Below are 18,895 nucleotides of genomic sequence, written 5' to 3'. Positions count from 1 at the left end.
CAGATATTATAAGATAACATATACTTCGTAACATTTCGTTTGCATCATCTTCATCTCTTGAGAAATCAATTCAATTCCTCGATGATAGATAATGTGAAATGTTCGTTAGATATATGGGAATAAACGATGTCCTCTGACACGCCTACTCTCTTCCTGTACTTCTCCCTTAGCAAGACGTACCGTGTATGCGTTGACCGATTTCGGATGCATCGGCTACCAAACACTGGACTCTGCTATATACTAGGCTCAACTCAGCTGCTCTCAGCTCAATCTAAACTCTACTCAACTGTTTCTCACTATACATCATATTCACCGGTTTGACAACCATGGCCATTCAAAACTTAACGACCTGCCAGATCGGGACGTAACGCTTGTGCACCGTTCAAGTACACGTGATGAATTTCATTTTGTGCTTTGGTTGTGTTCACATGCACCATAAAACGAATACACTTCGCCAAAGCGCCTTTTACAGGCACCTCTAGCGCACACATCAAAGGCACAAGCTCCCATCCATCTAACTGACGAATCACTTTTGCCGGAAAAGCTGCATCCAGATCTCCGGTCATCGTAATCCATACGCTGCAAATATCTTCCGGTACAATCTTGTTCCGGTCAACAATTTCCTGAAGCAACACTGCTGTTTCTTGCAAAATCTCATCTTCGCTGTTCTGGGTGACGGTTGTCGCCCCGCGAATTCCCCGTGTAATCATGCTGTTATTCTCCCTTCCTAAGCAGTTCAATGACTTCACGAACAACCGTAACCGGCACATCCTTCACGATTCTGGCAGATCCAATCCGATCAGGAACGATAAAGACCATATGGCCCTCACGGAATTTCTTATCATGCATCATCGCTTCCATCAAAGCATCCGTACTTAAATGTGCAGGTAGCGTCACTGGAAGACGAAGAGAACGCAACATACGAACAGTATCTTCATACAGCCCTGCTGGTGCTCCGAGTTTCTCACCCAGTAGTGCCGATCCAGCCATACCGATAGAAATGGCTTCTCCGTGCAGAAATTCACCGTATCCAGCAATCGCTTCAATCGCATGTCCAATCGTATGACCTAGATTCAGAAGTGCACGTTCTCCATTCTCACGTTCATCATTGGAAACAATCTCGGCTTTGATGCTGCATCCACGTTCCAGACCATATCCGAGTGTATCCGGGTCAAGCGCAAGCAGTGCCTCGGCGTTTTCTTCGCACCAATGAGCAAATGCCTCATCACGGATCAGTCCATGCTTCAGCATCTCGGATAAACCGGCCGATACATCTCTTGGCGGCAACGATTGCAGTGTGTCAACATCATACAGTACAAGCTCCGGCTGATGGAAAGCACCAATCATATTTTTCGCAAGAGGATGATTGACCGCCACTTTACCGCCGACGCTACTGTCATGAGCAAGAATGGTTGTTGGGATCTGCACAAACTTAACCCCGCGCATATATGTAGCTGCGACAAAACCAGCCAGATCGCCCACAACGCCTCCCCCAAGAGCGAGAATCGCCGAACTGCGGTCCAGTTTGCCTTCAATCGCTACCGTCATCATATCCTGATATACCGCAAGTGATTTCGAAGTCTCACCAGACGGCACGACTGCGGAGACGACGGAATAACCCGCCGCACGCAACGTTTGCTCTAATCCATGCAAGTATATCGGGGCTACATGATCATCTGTAATGATCAGAAGCGGACTTTTTTTAGTCAATCCATATTGTTCAAAATATTGCGGAGCTTGAGCCAGCAGGCCGCTGCCAATCAATATAGGATATGAGCGCTCTTCAAGCTGTACTGTCAACTGACGCATATTAGTAATTCTCCAATTGTGCTTGGTAGCTGGCAACGTTTGCCCGAATCTCCTCCATGGAATCCCCGCCGAATTTCTCCAGGAATGCCTTGGCAATTTCCCAAGCAACGATATGTTCCATAACAACGCTAGCTGCCGGAACCGCACAAGCATCGGAACGTTCAACCTGAGCCGAAAAAGCTTCTTTCGTATCGATATCTACGCTTTGCAACGGCTTGTACAACGTTGGGATAGGTTTCATTACTCCACGTACCACAACCGGCATACCGTTGGTCATACCGCCTTCAAACCCGCCCAGACGATTCGTTGCACGGTGGTAACCACGATCCTCCGTATACAGAATCTCATCATGTACCTGAGAGCCGCGAATCGTACCCGCTTCGAAGCCGATACCGATCTCCACACCTTTGAACGCATTGATCGACATTACACCTTGAGCGATACGAGCATCCAACTTGCGATCATATTGTACATAGCTTCCCAGACCGACAGGAACGCCTTCAACGATACATTCCACGATTCCACCGATGGAATCTCCTTCTTGCTTGATCTGATCGATATAGGCTTCCATTTTCTTCTCTGTCTCCGCATCTGTCACACGAACTGAAGATGCTTCTGTCACGGCGATCAGTTCATCAATCGGAAGCTCCTGGTATGGTGCTTCAATCTCCCCGATACGAATAACCCTTCCAGCCACTTTAATACCGAATTCAGCCAGAAACTGTCGTGCAATCGCACCACATGCTACACGTACAGTTGTCTCACGCGCACTGGAGCGTTCCAGAACGTTACGCAAGTCTTTGAGATTGTACTTCAACCCACCGTTAAGGTCGGCATGCCCAGGGCGTGGGCGATGAACACGGCGTTTTTCTTCATCAGTACCTTCAATCGGCTCAATGTTCATAATATTCTGCCAATGCTTCCAGTCATTATTCTGAACAACGAGCGCTACTGGAGCACCTGTCGTATATCCATGACGAATTCCGCCAACAAAATTAGCTTGGTCTTTCTCAATCTGCATCCGGCGTCCGCGGCCATACCCTTTCTGGCGGCGATGAAGCTGGAAGTTCAATTCTTCAAAATCAATATTCAAATTACTTGGCAGTCCTTCAATAATTGCGGTCAATTGGGGTCCGTGCGTTTCCCCTGCGGTTAAATAACGTAAACTCATAATACGTTCCCCCTTTAAACTGTTAAACTTCACATTGCTAAAATCCCATAATTTCTTTGCTTATTATAGTATAGCTGACCAGCTTTGACAAGAAAGCCTCTTTTTCTTATGCAAACAACCGCCTGAGCACATCTTCATGCACCTCAGGCGGTTGATCTATACACTGATTTATTTTTTCCGATAGAAAAACGTCTCTGCCGTCTCCAGCCCGTATTGTCCTGGGGAGAAAATCTGCTCTGTGCTGCCTACGAACAACATCCCACCTGGACGCAGACTGGCTGCGAATTTGTGATACAGCAGGTTTTTCGCTTCCTCTGTAAAATAAATCATGACATTCCGGCATACGATCAGATCGTATCCATCATCAAAACGGTCAACCAGCAAATTCTGCTTCTTGAAGTTGATCGAGCTTTTTAATTTCTCATCAATACGATACATCATACCGTCTTGCTTGAAATATCGACTCGCCGTTTCTGGAGGCACGTCTTTCAGCGAACGTTCCATATAACGGCCTTCCTTAGCCTTAGCGAGTGCACCTTCATCCAGGTCACTTGCCGTAATGGAACTTTCTTTCAAGATGCCTAGCGTATCCAAAATCATGGCAATCGTGTATGGCTCCTCACCAGTCGAACAAGCAGCGCTCCATACCTTGACCTTGCGTTTGGAACCCACGAGCTCAGGCAGAATCTCATCACGTAACACTTCCCAGCGATTCGGGTTGCGCCAAAATTCCGATACGTTAATGGTCATGCGATCCAGAAATTCGTAAAATAACGACTTCTCCTTCTGCATCGCATCAAAAAAGATAGAAAATGTATTAAACCCGTTTTTGTTACGTAGTGTGGTCAGCCTTCTTTTCATCTGGCCTTCTTTGTACTGAGCAAGATCAATGCCTGTGCTCTCTTTAATTTTACGAATGAATCCGGCATAATCCGGGTCTAGTTGTTCTTGCTCCAGCATCGTACATCACCCTTTGGCTAATAATTACAACCAGCCTGCGATGCTCTTCTCATAGGTTACCAGCTCGTCAGAACTAAAGAAATTAGCAGCTTCACGAGTAGCACTTTCCGGCGAATCTGCCCCGTGAATGAGATTATGTGGTGTATGGCTAGCGAAATCTCCACGGATTGTCCCTGGAGCTGCTTCCTTCACATTCGTTTTACCAATGACAATACGTGCAAGTGTCACAATATCGTCGCCCTCCCACACCATGGCAAATACAGGGCCAGAAGTGATAAAACGAACCAGATCATCAAAGAACGGCTTGCCCTCATGTTCAGCATAATGGCGCCTCGCCTGTTCTTCCGACATCTGCACCAGTTTTCCTGCTACCAGCTTAAATCCCTTGTCTTCCAGACGGCTGATAATACGGCCGATCAAACCACGCTGCACACCATCCGGTTTCACCATCAAAAAGGTACGATCCATTACCAGTTCACTCCTCACTCACGGTTCAAAGTTAATCACTATGTAAACGCAATCCCTTTGATTGTAACATACAAGTCCAAATCCTCCCAATGAGGATTTTCACATCCGTGTAGAGCATTAAACAACACAAGCAAGCTTAATGTGTACGTTTAACGACAAAGTGAGCAATGTCTCGCAGATTTTTAGTGGTCTTGATATTAGGCAGCTGATCGAGAGCATCGAGCGCTTTCTTCATATATCGGTCAGCAAGGGCTTCTGCTTTAGCAATTCCTTGACTTTGGCGAATCATTCCAATTGCATCCGATGCACTTGCACGTCCTTCTTCATGATGAACACGCGAAATTTCCTTGAGCAACGGCTCACGTAACTGTTCTTCTTCCAAAGCATACAGCACAGGGAGCGTGATGTTACCTTGTTTCATATCACTTCCCGGAGGCTTGCCAAGTTGTTTCTCCGTACCCACCAGGTCCAGAACATCATCCTGAATCTGAAAAGCCATACCCACATTGTATCCATAGGTATACAACAGAGATGAAATGTGCTCAGGTGCACGAGTAGCGAGCGCTCCAAGCTGACAGCTCACTGCAATCAGAAGTGCAGTTTTGCGACGAATACGTAACAGATAGTTACGAACACTCTGACCTGTATTAAAAAAGTCCCGAATCTGTTCCATCTCACCAATGGACATCTGTACCATAGCTTTGGCAAGGATGCGGTGAATAGCAGGATCAGAAAGTCCTGCCGTCATCTCTAGCGCTTTGCCATAGATATAGTCTCCTGTATACATCGCAATCCGATTGTCCCATTTAGACTTGACGGTGGGTTTGCCCCGGCGAGTCTCCGCATTATCGATGACATCATCATGAACGAGGGAAGCAGAATGAATAAGTTCCAGTGGAACGGCTACGAGCTTCAAACGCTCGATATCGTATGTACCAAATTTGCCACCTAAAAGCACAAAAACAGGCCGCAGTCGTTTTCCACCTGCCTTAAGCAGATGAAGCGAAGTTTCACTCAGTAACTTTTGTTCGCCTTTTACGCTACGATACAACTCTTTTTCAACGTAATCCATGTCCTTTTTTAACAATCCGAAAATGTCCAATAGTTTCATTCGTTCACCCGTGTCAGCGTATTGTCAATCCAAAAATCCATGCTTACCTTCCCTTCCAGCAAGCCCGAGCCTACAGGCAAAAACGTCGCCCCAGGCTCGCCGTTCCTGCTTGTGTTCTTCTACAGCGTCCATCATGATGCCTATTCGAATGCCAGCACCGACATTCGGGATTTAAACGCTGCGACCAAATCTGAATCAACCAAAAGTACAGAAGTTGCCGGAGCATGGGTCAAGACTGTGGACACATTTATCTGGCCATCAGCACTCACCGATACCCCGGGAGTCAGGGGATCATGTCCATGTGTCGCACTTTTCTGATCCGGTTATTCAGAAAAGCGCGACCCGGCTACATTATCCCCGTTCATCCGGTTCTCCCCATCTAGTAAACAGTTGATGCGGTATGCGCAAGCTATCCAGCACTTTACCTACTAAAAATAAAATTAAATCCTCCATGCTCTGAGGTTTGTAATAAAAGGCAGGCATCGCCGGGATCATTCGCACACCAAGACGTGAAAGCTTCAGCATGTTTTCCAAGTGAATGGCATGCAAAGGCGTCTCACGAGGCACAAGAATTAACGTCCTGCCTTCTTTCATCATAACATCTGCCGCGCGTGACATCAGATTGTCTGAAGATCCGTTTGCAATCGATGAAAGAGTGCCCATGGAGCAAGGCATGATAATCATGCCTTCCGCCAGATAAGAACCGCTGGCAATCGAAGCCCCGATATCACTAACAGGATGATAGATTAACGATCCACCGCGGTGACCGAATTTTTCTTGGAGCAGGCTCTCCCGGTTCGTCACATCCCAGTCCATTTCTTCCTTTAGTACACGCCAGCCAGCATTGGAAATAACCAAATGAACGGCATATCCCAGGTCAAGCAACGTTTCAATCAATCGGATACCATATATGCTGCCACTCGCTCCGGTGATTCCGACAACAAGTCGTTTATTCTCCGGTTGCTGCATCATTATTTCACCGCCAGATCAATGAATGTAAACGTAAATACGACTAGGCTCAGTACACTATTCATCGTAAAGAATGCCGTTTGTACACGGCTCATATCATTAGGTGACACAATATAGTGCTCATAAAGCAGGATACCATACGTAATCAGCATACCTGCGCCATACCACCAGCTCAGATCGGTCATTAGTAACAAGGCAAGGAAACCAATCGCCGTAATGACATGAAAGAACTTGGCAATCTGCAATGATTTCACAAGTCCGAAGCGGGACGGAATGGAATGCAAACCTTCTCCCTGATCAAACTCCAGATCCTGACATGCATAAATAATGTCAAAACCGGCAGTCCAGAATACAATCGTAACGTACAGAACAATCGCTGTCCAATCCATAGTACCTGTCACAGCCACCCATCCTCCCAAAGGAGCAAGGCCAATGGTCATCCCCAGTACGACGTGACAAAGCCATGTGAACCGTTTGGTGTACGAATACAGCACTAACATGAAGACTGCAATCGGCAACAACTGCATGGATAATACATTAAGATTGGATGATGCCCAGAATAATAAAATAAACGAGATGATGATAAAAATAATAACCTCGCCATTCTTCAGCAAGCCTGCTGGAATAGCTCTCATCGCCGTACGTGGATTTTTTGCGTCAATCGCCTGGTCAATAATCCGGTTCAAACCAAATGCGGCACTCCTTGCACCAACCATGGCAAGTAATACCCACATAATCTGCATCCAGCTCGGGAACGTGTTGTTAACAACCATCGATCCCAAAATAGCGCCCATAAAAGCAAAAGGTAAAGCAAAAAGCGTATGTTCAATCTTGATCATTTCTAAAAAGATGCGAATTTTCCTAAACATTCTGATTCTCCTTGGTTCCAATATGCAGTGCCGCGATGCCTCCGGTTAGAGGGTAGGCCTGCACCTGTAGCAATCCAGTTTCAACAAAAATGTCTGCCAGTTCCTTTCTACCCGGGAAAAGCGCCAGAGAGTCCGGCAGCCATTTATACTGCTCATAACGTTTGGCAAACAGTTTCGCCATATTTGGCAGCATATGCTCAAAATAAAAATAATAAATGCCTTTAAACGGCTGCCAAGTCGGTTTGGACAATTCCAGACAAACCACCATACCGCCGGGTTTTACAACACGTTTCATTTCAGACAAAACCTGTCTTAGATCAGGCACGTTACGTAAACCAAATCCAATCGTAACATAATCGAACGTATTGTCTTCAAAGGGCAAAGACATGGCGTTCCCTTGAACGAGCGTAATCTGTTTTGAACGGTTCACCGCATCAATTTTCGTCTGGCCCACTTCCAGCATGTTGCTACTGAAATCCAGCCCGTGCATGTGCCCCGTTTCACTTGCCTGTGCCATAGCGAGCGTCCAGTCGCATGTGCCGCAACACAAATCCAGTCCCGTATCTCCTTTGGACATATTCATCTTTTTCATCGTGAATTTACGCCAAGCTTTATGCCTGCGGAAACTCAGAATATCATTCATGACGTCATACTTGCCGGCTATACTCTGAAAAACCGAATGGACAAATTCTTCTTTCGGTTTGGTCTCTCCGCTACCCATTCGTCTGTCTCCCCCTCAATCTTCCCTTACTGCCGCATGTGAAGGCTGCACATAGGACAGGTAAGGCTCAAGAATTGCCTCGAACTCATGCATATCTTGAAGACCTTCCTCATCTTGCAGCAAAAGCTGAATGCGGTGTGTGCACTCGCGAAGCTTGTCCAGCAACACCTCGCTTATGCTGTGTTTCAGCACCATAGAGCTCCACATACGTGGTTCGAGCTCCATTTGAGTCAAATGACCGCGTTCCTCGTCATTGCCGTTCTCGTACACATACCAGAACGCATAGCTATGAAGCATACGCTTCTCGTCACGCATCCGATCCATCTCTTCTATGATGGTTTCGCAAGTGCTGAACTCCATCAGCAAGCTGTTCCATAACGGCTTATCCTCAACAGGCATCATGTCTGTAAATGAAAGAAACAGCTGCATTCTCAGCTGTACCGTTTCACGCAAATATTCATCAGCCGAAACGAGAAGTTTTTTCATCCGTTCATACAGCGTCATCTTACGTGCGTTTACTTCGGAAACAGCACCGCTAAGCTTACCGATCATTTCTATTTTGCCTGCATGAGCAAGCAACTGATAGAAACGGCTACTCAGATAATCTCCAGCGAGAACATTTAATTGGCGTGAACGCATCTCCTGTTCTCCCCGATCACCGGAAATCGTATCGATTCGATCATGCGTATCCATAGCCAACTGAACGAGCGAGGTCGCAAGAGCGTAAAGTTCCTGATGACCCTTTTCGTCTGTTCGGCCCACAAATACCTGTAACAGACGCGCCCGGCTATCCGGAAATGACGGGATTTCCGTATGTTGTCGAATCATGTCGTAATCCGTATATTTCTTTGCAAGTTGGGGTACACGATATGAATTCATTCTCATCCTCCGAGGCTTTGCTTTGTCAAACCATTTCTGCACTACAATCTTATATATTATAGCATATGTTTATTCGGCACGCACTGAATCCTGCTATTTGATTACCCCTAACTGGTCATTTCGAACTGCTTCTTCCACAGTTCCGTCTGCATCAGATTGAACCAGTCTTTTAAATCCTCCGAAAATGCCGTGCTTTTCCACGTGCGAAGCATGTCAATGGCATACATAGGCCATTCTCCTCGCCTGATATCTGCCGCAAGTAACAGATGACGTCTATGCACCCATTCATCCTCGGCCATGACGCGAAGGAGCACCTGCTCCACGTTGTCTACACTGCGAAAACTCAGATCCACGACTGCCGCCATATTTTCATAAATTTCAGTATAACTCGTATCCGTTCCTTTTACTTTGAGGTCAAGTGTCAAAATAGACTGTTTCCACTCCACTCTAGCAATCGGCGTAGACATATGAAGTGAACTCAGTACATCAACCAGATTATCATTGGTCAACTGGATCGTTTGATGAGAAGCGGTTACAGGCTCTGCCCGGTCCCCGCCCCATGTACGTGTATGTAAGCTTTGAAAAACCACGAGCACGATGACTGCCGCAATCGTTGACAGCATGGACGCAGTCACAATCATTCCCGGTTTCATAAGCGCCTCCCTGCCTTTACCTGTTAGTGTAGTCTGTCCGGTAAAGGCTCATACCTCATTGTACAATCAAAAAAAGCAGGCTATGCCTGCAATTTTCATCTCATTCAACCTTTTTAATGTACCTAGTCAAACTCTTTCAAGACTATTCCGATTCAATCTCTCCATGCTTCGTAATCAGCGTAGCTTTTCCCCGGATTTTAATGGCTGAAGTATGTGTTGTAAATTGGGCAATCATCACTTCGCCTTTGTCCAGCTTCTCCGTGTGGTGAAATCGTGTGTCCTGCCCCCGGGTCAAGCCAATCACCTGTACACCGTTTTCTTCTGCTTTAATTACGATAAAGTCATTGCCCGTAGAGTGATCCATCCCGCACGTCCCCTTTTCTGATTTCATAGCGTTAATGATGATCAAGATTGTTTCATTTGTCAACAAGTCCTGGAGGGAATATACCGCAAGAAACCATAATTCCCGGGTCATACTATAACGATCAGCCAGGAAAGGAGAGTTTGCATGAAGTACACCCCCGCTGTGCTCAAGGATGAGCATGTACACCAGTTACAGGAGATTGAGCATCATCTGTCTGCCGTTACGGGCAAAGATCTGATTCTAATCGCTTACAGTGAGCAACCGGAACTTTCGGAAAAAAGTAAAGAGGTTGAGTAACAGATTACGAAAATTTCCTGTTTACAGGCAAAAGAAAAGGCCGTGAACAAGTCACGGTCTTTTTTCGTTGACATATGGAATATGTAGAAATCTTATTTAATTCCGTCTTTGAGCGCTTTACCTGGTTTGAACGCAGGAATTTTGCTCGCAGGAATTTCGATTTCTTCACCTGTTTGCGGGTTGCGTCCTTTACGTGCAGAGCGCTCGCGAACTTCGAAGTTCCCAAAACCAACCAATTGTACTTTGTCTCCGTTTTGAAGAGCCTCAGAGATCGCTTCGAATACGGCATCAACCGCTTTCGTTACATCCTTTTTGGACAATTCAGTAGCCTCGGATACGTGTGTAATCAAGTCTGATTTGTTCATTTGTTTTTCACCTCCTGGATCAATGTCCTGAATGTTATACTGTGTTTCCGTTTTATAAGGAAATATACGTTCATTCACAAAAAAACGTTGACCATTTTGAGCGATGAACATTCATCTCCGCCTGCGGCCCACAGTCATTTCTGGTAAAAGCCGCCTGAAACCTCGCGTGTTTCTGACGCCGAACAAATTTTATACTAATACAGACAGCACACAATTTCAAGTGCGGCTACGGTTTAAAACGTAAAATGTAACTGCCAGAGCCAGCACAAGCACTCCGCCTTTGACAATATCATGTGTAAAATACTGGACATTCATCATCGTCAATCCATTGACCAGGACACCAATCAGAACGGAACCGATGAAGGTTCCGATCACATTCGGCTTCCCGGCGCCAAAAACAGAAAAACCAACAAATACAGCAGCTACGGATTCCATTAACAATGGAGATCCGGCATCAATCTGTCCCGATCCCACTTTGGACGCATAGATGATTCCTCCAATAGCCGCGAAGATTCCAGCTGCCACATAAGCAAGTGTTCGAACCTTTTTGACCTTGATCCCAGAGAGCCTTGCCGCCTCCTCATTTCCGCCTGTGATATACATTTGCCTACCATATTTGGTGTATGTCAAAAAGATATGAACACCGATTACAGCAATAAGCAGCAGGATAACAGAAATCGGCATCCCCAGCCATTTCCCTTGCCCAATCAACAGAAACGTCGGGTCCATCTCTCCAGCAGCCTTACTTCCATCCGGGAACTGCATATGGTTGTAAATTGTATATCCCTGCGCATAGGTTTTGTGGATACCTCCGATAATGTACATTGTCGCAAGCGTTGCAAGCAGATCCGGAATACGCAGTTTTACAATCAACAGCGCGTTCAGCAGACCAATGATAGCCCCGATTACGAGAGGTACGATAATAACGACAGCAAGAGGCTGTTGATACCAGATCATTAATGACGCAGTAACAACGGTTGTCAGCGAGACGGTCGCTCCCACAGAGAGATCAAATCCATCTACAATGAGAGATAATGTTACACCAATCGCCACAAAGGTTACGATCGAGATCGAACCCAAAATATCTGTCAAATTGCTATACGTGAAGAAATAGGGCAGTTTTATGCCGAAAAATGCAATAACGCCTATAATGACTATAATCGCCCCATACCGGAACGCAAAATCGAGTGATTTATCCTTCATGCTTCCACCTCTTGTCCACCGCTTGCATAGTAAAGCAGCTGTTCTTGGTTCGTCTCGCCACGCTGGAACTCTTTTACGATAACCCCTTCACACATGACCGCAATCCGGTCTCCGATCCCCATTCCTTCATCCAATTCACAAGTGAAATAGATCACCGCTTTACCAGCCAACGCCAATTCATTGATAATGCGGAAAATGTCACTTTTCGCCCCGATATCCACACCTTTTGTTGGTTCGTCAAAAATAAATACATCTGCATCCGTACGCAACCATTTTCCTATGGCTACCTTTTGCTGATTACCACCACTTAAATACTTCACTTCCTGTTTCACGGAAGAAGTCTTGATGCCGAGTTGTTCCACTAGTGAATCTGCATGATGACGCTCACGTTTGCGGTTAACAAAGCCCAGTCGACTAAGCTTGGAAAGCAAAGGCAGGCTCAGATTACGTTCCACGTTTTCCTGAATAAGAATGCCTTGTTTACGTCGTTCCTCCGGAACAGATACAATGCCTAGAGCCGCTGCATCCGCGGGTTGAGACAGACGGATATTCCGTCCGAGTAATCTTATCTCGCCTGCCTGCAATCGATCAGCACCAATCAGCAGACGAGAGCATTCCGTTTTTCCAGCACCCACGAGCCCAACCACAGCCAGCACTTCTCCGCGGCGAACCTCAAGGTCCACCCCTTTCACCTTCAACCCCCGCCGAAGACCTCGGGCTTGCAGCAGCAGCTCTCCCACAGATGCTTCGGTCTTGGGAAACTCTTCTTCGAACGGTTTGCCTAACATTTGCGTAACCAGATCATTGATCGTCAGTCCATTTGTTTCACCGGTAAACACATGACGACCGTCCCTCATCACAGTAACCCGGTCACAGTGACTCGTTACTTCGGCAAGACGATGGGTAATGAAGATGCAGGCTACCCCGCGTTCCTTCAGCAGATGTACAATGCGAAAGAAGGCATCAGTCTCCTCTTGACTCAGAGGTGCAGTTGGCTCGTCGAAAATAATAACCTTGGCATCCTGAATCAGGATACGCGCAAGCAAAATCATCTGTTTCTCAGCCAGGGTCAGCTCGGCCACTTTACGGTGAATCGATATATGTTCTGCCCCGAGCTGTTTCAATGCTTCCTTGGCACGTTGTTGCAACGTTCTTGGACTTTTCCACCATCCTCCAGCCGATGATGCCAACTGATCTAGCATAATATTCTCGAAAGCCGTCAGCTGCGGCACAAGTGCAGCATCCACTTCCTGATATACACAGTGAATTCCACTTGCCTTGGCTTCTCTCGGAGAATGGAGGCCCAGTTTATAGCCATTTAGACGGATCGTTCCCTCATCCAGTTGGTACGCGCCTGACAGTATTTTCATCAACGTACTTTTGCCGGCCCCGTTCGCTCCAAGGAGGGCATGGATCTCTCCACCTTTTACAGAAAAATGTACGTCCCTCAGCGCAGGTATGCCTGAAAAATGCTTATGGATATGCTCCATATCCAGTGATATCGGGTCCTTCATGATGTTGCCTCCAATCAGCTGTATTGCCTGTTATCGCCTGAAAAAAAAGCACGCCTCGCGGCGTGCTTCTAACGCTGCTTACTTCGCAGTGATCCCGTACTCGCTCATCCAGTCCTTAATCCCTTGAGTACTGCCTCCCCAGCCTTTTACGTACTCAGACAGCTCAGATGTGGAGATTTGTTTATCAGGCAAAGCCTCGCGTTGTACGTACACCGGATTAAGAACAACCGCATCTTCAGTTTGGTCCCCATGCAACTTCTGGTATGCATATCGAACTTGTACACGTCCAATGTCTGTTGGGTCTACAGCCGCGGAAGCAACCCAAGGATTTTTAGGGTCCTGAATCATTTGCAGATCTTCATCACTCATGTCAATTCCATACACCTTAATCTCATCACGCCCTGCTTGCTGAATGGCACGCGCCGCACCTTTTGCAAACTCGTCCCACGCGGCCCAAACCGCTGTAATTTCACCTTTTGGATATTGTTTCAGGATGGCCTCCATTTTGGCTTGCGTGTCCAGCGCCGGGTTCTGAGCAGAACCAAATGTCGCAATTTCTTTGATCTCCGGATTGGCTTTCAAGAATGCTCCGTAAGCAATCTGGCGACGTTCCATTGGAGCAAAACCGGCCACCCAGACTTTCACGATGTTACCTTTACCATTGATATCCTTTTTCATCTGTTCCAGTGTTAGTTCAGCCATCTTCTGGTCATCTTGTGACAACACCGTAGCGCCCGGCACACTGATCGCTGCATCAAATACAACGACTGGAATCTTTTGCTCAACCGCTTTTTTCACCCCTGGTTCCAGGAGCGAGTCACCGTGATCTGTCAAAATGACATCAAATTTCTGGTTGATTGCACTGTCAAGCAACGATACCATTTTGGCTTTATCGTTATCTGCAACAAAGGTGGTGAGTTCACCGCCGAATTTGGCGATTTCCTCTTTCACTCCTTGTACATACTGCTGTGAAAATGTCCCTGTATTAAATTCCATAATTAGCGCAACCCGTTTACCGCTTAAAGGTCCTGTAACGGCTTCCGTCTTCGGTGTTTCACCTGCTGATCCTGATGCAGAAGAGGCCGCTGGTTCTTTTTTAATTCCGCAAGCTGACAACGCCAGTACCAATACGAGTAAAACGCTTAACCCAACCCATTTGAAATTTCTTTTCTTCATCTCGTTCTCCCCCTGTTTCGCTCGCTGTGACTTCAATCACAATAGTTGTTTATTAATATAACGACTAATCCCCAGTATGTAAATAGGTTTTAGTGATTTAAAGCTGAAACTTACTACATTTTTCAAAAATAAATTATTTTCACATCCATTTCATCCATATTCAAGAAATAAATCCAAAGAAAAAGACCATGAGATCAAGCCTCACGGTCTTTTGAACAATTAAAGTATGATGGCGATCAATCCGCCTGATCCTTCGTTAATGATTCTACCCAGTGTCTCTTGCAGTTTATATCTTGCATTATCCGGCATCATCGCGATTTTACCCTGAATGCCTTCACGCACAATGGAGTGTAAAGAGCGACCAAACATATCTGAATCCCATACCTTGATCGGATCGTTCTCGAAATCCTGCATCAGATATCTCACCAGTTCCTCGCTCTGTTTCTCCGTACCGATAATCGGTGCGAACTCCGACTCCACATCGACCCGAATCATATGGATGGACGGTGCCGTCGCTTTCAGGCGAACGCCGAATTTCGTGCCCTGACGAATCAGTTCCGGTTCATCCAGCGCCATCTCGGCAAGTGAAGGAGCAGCAATACCATAACCTGTTGTTTTGACCATTTCGAGCGCCTCTGCGAAGCGGTCATATTCTCTCTTCGCATGGGAGAACTCCTGCATCAGTTGCAACAGATGATCCTTGCCCCTGATTTCAATCCCCACAACTTCCACGAGAATCTGGTCATATAACTCATCCGGCGCGTAGAGATCTATCTCTGCTACACCTTGCCCCATATTCATACCACTAAGACCCGCACGGTCGATAAATTCATATTCCATGAATTGTGACACGACCCGATCCACGTCGCGCAACCTGCGAATATCTTTTACCGTATCCCGTACCGAATTCTCATAGTTGTTACGAAGCCAGTGTGTGTCATTCAGCACCATAACCCAGCTCGGGAGGTTCACATTCACTTCATGCACAGGGAACTCATATAATACTTCACGGAGTACACCAGTGACATCATCTTCCGTCATCGTCGCAGCACTTAGCGTCATGACCGGAATATCGTACTTGGCAGCCAGCTCGCTCCGAAGTTGCAACGCTTCTTCACTACGAGGCCGGGTGGAGTTGATGACCAGAACGAACGGTTTACCCACTTCTTTCAACTCTGCAATCACTCGTTCTTCTGATTCCACATAAGAACTGCGAGCGATTTCGGCAATGGTTCCGTCTGTTGTGACCACCACACCAAGCGTGGAGTGCTCCTGTATGACTTTTCGGGTACCAATCTCGGCTGCTTCCTGGAATGGAATCGGCTCCTCGAACCAAGGTGTGGAGATCATACGCGGACCATTTTCATCCTCGTATCCCTTTGCGCCTTCCACGGCGTAACCCACACAATCCACCAAACGTACATTGACATCCAGTCCTTCAGCCACTTTGATCTGAACTGCATTATTCGGTACAAATTTGGGCTCGGTTGTCATGATCGTTTTACCTGCTGCACTTTGTGGAAGTTCATCCACTGCACGGGCGCGATCAGCCTCACTTGCGATGTTCGGCAATACGATCGTTTCCATGAATCGTTTAATAAATGTTGATTTCCCCGTCCGGACTGCGCCGACAACCCCGAGATAAATATCCCCTCCGGTCCGCTCAGCTATGTCCTTAAAAATGTCCACTTTCTCCAATGAAATCCCCTCCTTAAATTACTCCGAAGGAAAAATGCTAAAGAGCATCCGCTTCGTTTTTTCAATCAGAAGACTGAAATCCCTGCAACGGTAGAGCCGCCTTTGTGAGTGCCCGGAAGTCGTCCGCCGCCGAACGTTGCATTCTGATGAAACCGGCGAGAGCGGCGTTAACTCGTACATGCAATTGGACTAGTATCATCTTATGTACCTGTATGCGGCAATATGACGTGTTTTTTTGTTTTTTCATCTCATGATGGTGACATGAAGAACATCCTCCGATCCCGGACTGCGCGTCTTTATTTCAATCTACTTTATGAGAACCCCTCTCTGTTTATGACACCTCTCACATCTTGAACCCTATTCTTTTCACAAAAAAAAGAGACACACCACGGAACGCGGCATATCTCTTTCGGGATTCTGTAGAGCCTTGAAATTGTACTTTTACTTAATAGTATATGTCTGTTCTTCACTTACTTACTTTGGTTTTGAACGATCTGTGCGACAGGTGTATTATTCTCCAGTATATATGGAACAGATTTTACAGGTACGAAATAGGAGTGTGTAAGCAAATGATTACGTAAATCCGGGTCATCAGAGACAGCATGCTCATCATCGGATGAACCATCTGTTTTTTCCAATGCCTGCATAATATCAAAAGCATAATCCACAAACACTGTACCCTGTTCATTCATCATAAAAGGCAGTTCCTGACCCGAATATACACTTTTTAGCGTAATTGAAGGAGATCCCGGCTGTGCCGCTAAGTTCATATCCACCGCATGGAAGCCAGGATATAACTTTTCACCCGCAGGCAGTTGTTGATTATGTACAGATTTGTACTGATCCACCATGCGTTGCACATCATTTACTTTCTGCACCGTCTGAAGATCCATCACTTTCACTGTCGGTTTCACTTCCTCATTTTGTATCAAAAAGTAAGCGCTACCACCATTCTCAAAGGCCGTTCCAGGTATATCATCAAGATAACCCAGCTGCTTCAATTTAGACAGGTCTACTCTAAACTTTTCATACTTCGGCGTATCCGCGTCCGCGTTCAGAATTGGCAGTATGCCCTCGTCCTTTTGAAACGCTTCAATCGCACTCTGAATACGGTTTACACTTTCGCGATAAGCTGTTTTGGGATCAGAATTACTCTGAGAAGGATACAAGCAACCACTCATTGTCAGCATGAGCAGAAGAAGTAAAGACAGACACTTCATCTGCTGTAACAAATCCAAGGGATGTCTTCCTTCCGCAGTTTTATTCTTCTTTTTATTCATTCGCACCCTCCTTAAACATTCAAAACATAGCTTGACATTCGATTTTCACTTCTTGTTATTATGCGAACCAGTCATCATCTTGCTGTTGACGCTCAAGCTGTTTCCTTATGGCGGCTTTCAGCGGATCTTCCGGAACCTGCACGGTCAGTTGTCCGGATACTTTCGCCTGACACGAGAGTCTTGTTCCATCGTCAAGCATTAGTCCGAGCTTCCGTCTCTCCGCATCCGTAGGTGGAAGCAGTGCATGCCGCTCCTCCGGCGCCACGTTAACTTTGCACATCAGACATGCCGCTTTGCCATCGCACCGGGTTGATATTCGAACACCAGCCCGACGCGCAGCTTGTAAAAGGGTTGTGCCGGGCTGAACTTTGATGGATTTGTTCATCGGTAAAAATGTAATCATCTCTTGCATCATCGTTCCTCCCCAGCTTGATCCGACCAAGAAAACCCGACCAGTTCTTCCACTTCTGATCTGAAACGAGATCCCCATATGTTATGTTGACTTAACGCAATCATCGCAGGTCGATGAACCTCAGGCTCTAGACGAATTCGCGTTGCGATGGGCACATAACGATCTTCACGCCCGCGAAGCAGATTAAAAAGCAATTCATGCGCAAGCGGCATTAGTCGCAACCGGTATGCGTCCACCTGAGTCTCGGAAGCATAAAGAGCTAGCACATGTTCGATCTGGATACGATACCAACTTTCGCGCGCCCATACTTCAAAACCGCCTACCAGTTCCAGTGAGCATGCGCCCACCTGGTAATGACTCAGCAGGGAAGCATAAGGCCCCGTTTTGTCTATTGCAGGCTCATCAAGCTTGTTCCCGGGAGCACAGATATGCAGCTTTTTGGCATCAGCAATATCAGCATACACATCTATATCTCGAGGTGCTTGTTGCAACTCGACCCCTTGAAGCAGTAAACCGCAACTACCACCTAGTAACCAGGTATAAGGCTGACGATCCCATGCTTTTGCCGTATCCAGTAAAGCCTGGTGTAATTCCGGATATCGCGCAGTCCAATTCCCCGTTTCATGCGGTACCATAGCTACACACTCCTCCCATCCGTCTTTTCATTGTGTCCGTTCTTATGATGCGCTTATGCGGATGTTCTCTCTCCCATGAGGGAATTTAGGTCAGAGAAGCGATTCCACCAAAAAATCCGATGAGCATAATTAAAAAGGCAATAATCGAAAGAATCCCCCGCACGAATCCTTTTGTTTTGGCACGAGCAAATGTAATCAAAAATACAGATAATCCCATAATGAGGATGGCAACTAATGACAGCCACATCTTGTCCATTGCGCTCATAAACCAGCATTCTCCCCTTCAATCCGATATTCATCACGAAATTGTGACAATTGCAATCATTATAACATGAAATCGA

At 46.4% G+C, this 18,895-nt stretch carries 22 protein-coding genes; 1 reads left to right on the top strand and 21 read right to left on the bottom strand.

What is annotated here, in order from left to right; translation table 11 throughout:
- Positions 1–341 precede the first annotated feature (341 nt).
- From aroH to mtrB, 12 genes are all read right to left on the bottom strand, one after another.
- Positions 342–710, bottom strand: coding sequence for a chorismate mutase (gene aroH / locus J2T16_RS00210; protein ID WP_221788187.1), 369 nt, complete (start codon positions 708–710; stop codon positions 342–344).
- A gap of 4 nt (positions 711–714) precedes the next feature.
- Positions 715–1,809 carry a 3-dehydroquinate synthase gene (gene aroB / locus J2T16_RS00205; RefSeq protein ID WP_221788185.1) on the bottom strand — a complete coding sequence of 365 codons (1,095 nt, stop codon included), beginning with the start codon at positions 1,807–1,809 and terminating at the stop codon, positions 715–717.
- A gap of 1 nt (position 1,810) precedes the next feature.
- Positions 1,811–2,980: a chorismate synthase gene (gene aroC, locus J2T16_RS00200; protein ID WP_308723390.1), complete on the bottom strand. Its 1,170-nt coding sequence runs from the start codon at positions 2,978–2,980 to the stop codon at positions 1,811–1,813.
- Between the two features lie 168 nt (positions 2,981–3,148).
- Positions 3,149–3,940: a CheR family methyltransferase gene (locus J2T16_RS00195; protein WP_090917215.1), complete on the bottom strand. Its 792-nt coding sequence runs from the start codon at positions 3,938–3,940 to the stop codon at positions 3,149–3,151.
- Between the two features lie 24 nt (positions 3,941–3,964).
- Complete coding sequence (ndk, locus tag J2T16_RS00190; protein ID WP_154890621.1) at positions 3,965–4,408, bottom strand: nucleoside-diphosphate kinase; 444 nt, start codon at positions 4,406–4,408, stop codon at positions 3,965–3,967.
- 136 nt (positions 4,409–4,544) lie between these two features.
- The gene (locus J2T16_RS00185) at positions 4,545–5,519 is read right to left on the bottom strand and encodes a polyprenyl synthetase family protein (protein WP_090917219.1); all 975 of its coding nucleotides are present in this window, start codon (positions 5,517–5,519) and stop codon (positions 4,545–4,547) included.
- A gap of 351 nt (positions 5,520–5,870) precedes the next feature.
- Positions 5,871–6,491: a UbiX family flavin prenyltransferase gene (locus J2T16_RS00180; protein ID WP_186809731.1), complete on the bottom strand. Its 621-nt coding sequence runs from the start codon at positions 6,489–6,491 to the stop codon at positions 5,871–5,873.
- On the bottom strand, positions 6,491–7,357 hold the full coding sequence (locus J2T16_RS00175; protein WP_090917224.1) for a UbiA-like polyprenyltransferase: 867 nt from the start codon (positions 7,355–7,357) through the stop codon (positions 6,491–6,493). The genes J2T16_RS00180 and J2T16_RS00175 overlap by 1 nt, the downstream gene beginning before the upstream one ends.
- On the bottom strand, positions 7,350–8,078 hold the full coding sequence (locus tag J2T16_RS00170; RefSeq protein WP_221788182.1) for a demethylmenaquinone methyltransferase: 729 nt from the start codon (positions 8,076–8,078) through the stop codon (positions 7,350–7,352). Before J2T16_RS00170 ends, J2T16_RS00175 begins: the two co-directional genes overlap by 8 nt.
- Positions 8,079–8,093: 15 nt before the next feature.
- Positions 8,094–8,957, bottom strand: coding sequence for a heptaprenyl diphosphate synthase component 1 (locus J2T16_RS00165; protein WP_221788181.1), 864 nt, complete (start codon positions 8,955–8,957; stop codon positions 8,094–8,096).
- A 107-nt stretch (positions 8,958–9,064) separates the two neighbouring features.
- On the bottom strand, positions 9,065–9,610 hold the full coding sequence (locus J2T16_RS00160) for a hypothetical protein (RefSeq protein WP_336120228.1): 546 nt from the start codon (positions 9,608–9,610) through the stop codon (positions 9,065–9,067).
- A 142-nt stretch (positions 9,611–9,752) separates the two neighbouring features.
- A complete protein-coding gene (mtrB, locus tag J2T16_RS00155; RefSeq protein WP_090917232.1) occupies positions 9,753–9,974 on the bottom strand; it encodes a trp RNA-binding attenuation protein MtrB in 222 nt (73 codons plus the stop codon).
- Positions 9,975–10,118: 144 nt separating this feature from the next.
- Between mtrB and J2T16_RS00150 the strand changes: the two genes are divergently transcribed.
- Complete coding sequence (locus J2T16_RS00150; RefSeq protein WP_167375654.1) at positions 10,119–10,271, top strand: hypothetical protein; 153 nt, start codon at positions 10,119–10,121, stop codon at positions 10,269–10,271.
- A 92-nt stretch (positions 10,272–10,363) separates the two neighbouring features.
- On the opposite strand, the gene J2T16_RS00145 is transcribed toward J2T16_RS00150, so the two are convergent.
- From J2T16_RS00145 to J2T16_RS00105, 9 genes are all read right to left on the bottom strand, one after another.
- Positions 10,364–10,636 carry a non-specific DNA-binding protein Hbs gene (locus J2T16_RS00145; RefSeq protein ID WP_090917341.1) on the bottom strand — a complete coding sequence of 91 codons (273 nt, stop codon included), beginning with the start codon at positions 10,634–10,636 and terminating at the stop codon, positions 10,364–10,366.
- A gap of 216 nt (positions 10,637–10,852) precedes the next feature.
- Entirely contained in the window at positions 10,853–11,839 is a 987-nt protein-coding gene (locus tag J2T16_RS00140; protein ID WP_090917234.1) for an ABC transporter permease, read from the bottom strand.
- Positions 11,836–13,353: a sugar ABC transporter ATP-binding protein gene (locus J2T16_RS00135; RefSeq protein WP_336120229.1), complete on the bottom strand. Its 1,518-nt coding sequence runs from the start codon at positions 13,351–13,353 to the stop codon at positions 11,836–11,838. Before J2T16_RS00135 ends, J2T16_RS00140 begins: the two co-directional genes overlap by 4 nt.
- A 78-nt stretch (positions 13,354–13,431) precedes the next feature.
- The gene (locus J2T16_RS00130) at positions 13,432–14,529 is read right to left on the bottom strand and encodes a substrate-binding domain-containing protein (protein WP_154890625.1); all 1,098 of its coding nucleotides are present in this window, start codon (positions 14,527–14,529) and stop codon (positions 13,432–13,434) included.
- A 219-nt stretch (positions 14,530–14,748) separates the two neighbouring features.
- Positions 14,749–16,227 carry a stage IV sporulation protein A gene (spoIVA, locus tag J2T16_RS00125; protein ID WP_090917242.1) on the bottom strand — a complete coding sequence of 493 codons (1,479 nt, stop codon included), beginning with the start codon at positions 16,225–16,227 and terminating at the stop codon, positions 14,749–14,751.
- Positions 16,228–16,697: 470 nt separating this feature from the next.
- The gene (locus J2T16_RS00120; protein WP_499017395.1) at positions 16,698–17,507 is read right to left on the bottom strand and encodes a YphF family lipoprotein; all 810 of its coding nucleotides are present in this window, start codon (positions 17,505–17,507) and stop codon (positions 16,698–16,700) included.
- Between the two features lie 58 nt (positions 17,508–17,565).
- Complete coding sequence (locus J2T16_RS00115; protein ID WP_499017392.1) at positions 17,566–17,919, bottom strand: 2Fe-2S iron-sulfur cluster-binding protein; 354 nt, start codon at positions 17,917–17,919, stop codon at positions 17,566–17,568.
- Positions 17,919–18,554, bottom strand: a complete 636-nt coding sequence (locus tag J2T16_RS00110) for a hypothetical protein (protein ID WP_499017389.1) — start codon at positions 18,552–18,554, stop codon at positions 17,919–17,921. Before J2T16_RS00110 ends, J2T16_RS00115 begins: the two co-directional genes overlap by 1 nt.
- An 85-nt stretch (positions 18,555–18,639) precedes the next feature.
- Positions 18,640–18,819 carry a DUF2768 family protein gene (locus J2T16_RS00105; RefSeq protein WP_090917248.1) on the bottom strand — a complete coding sequence of 60 codons (180 nt, stop codon included), beginning with the start codon at positions 18,817–18,819 and terminating at the stop codon, positions 18,640–18,642.
- Positions 18,820–18,895 lie beyond the last annotated feature (76 nt).

It is taken from the genome of Paenibacillus intestini, assembly GCF_030803945.1.
In the GTDB taxonomy this organism is placed as follows: domain Bacteria; phylum Bacillota; class Bacilli; order Paenibacillales; family Paenibacillaceae; genus Paenibacillus; species Paenibacillus polysaccharolyticus.
This window is presented reverse-complemented; position numbering and strand designations above follow the sequence as displayed.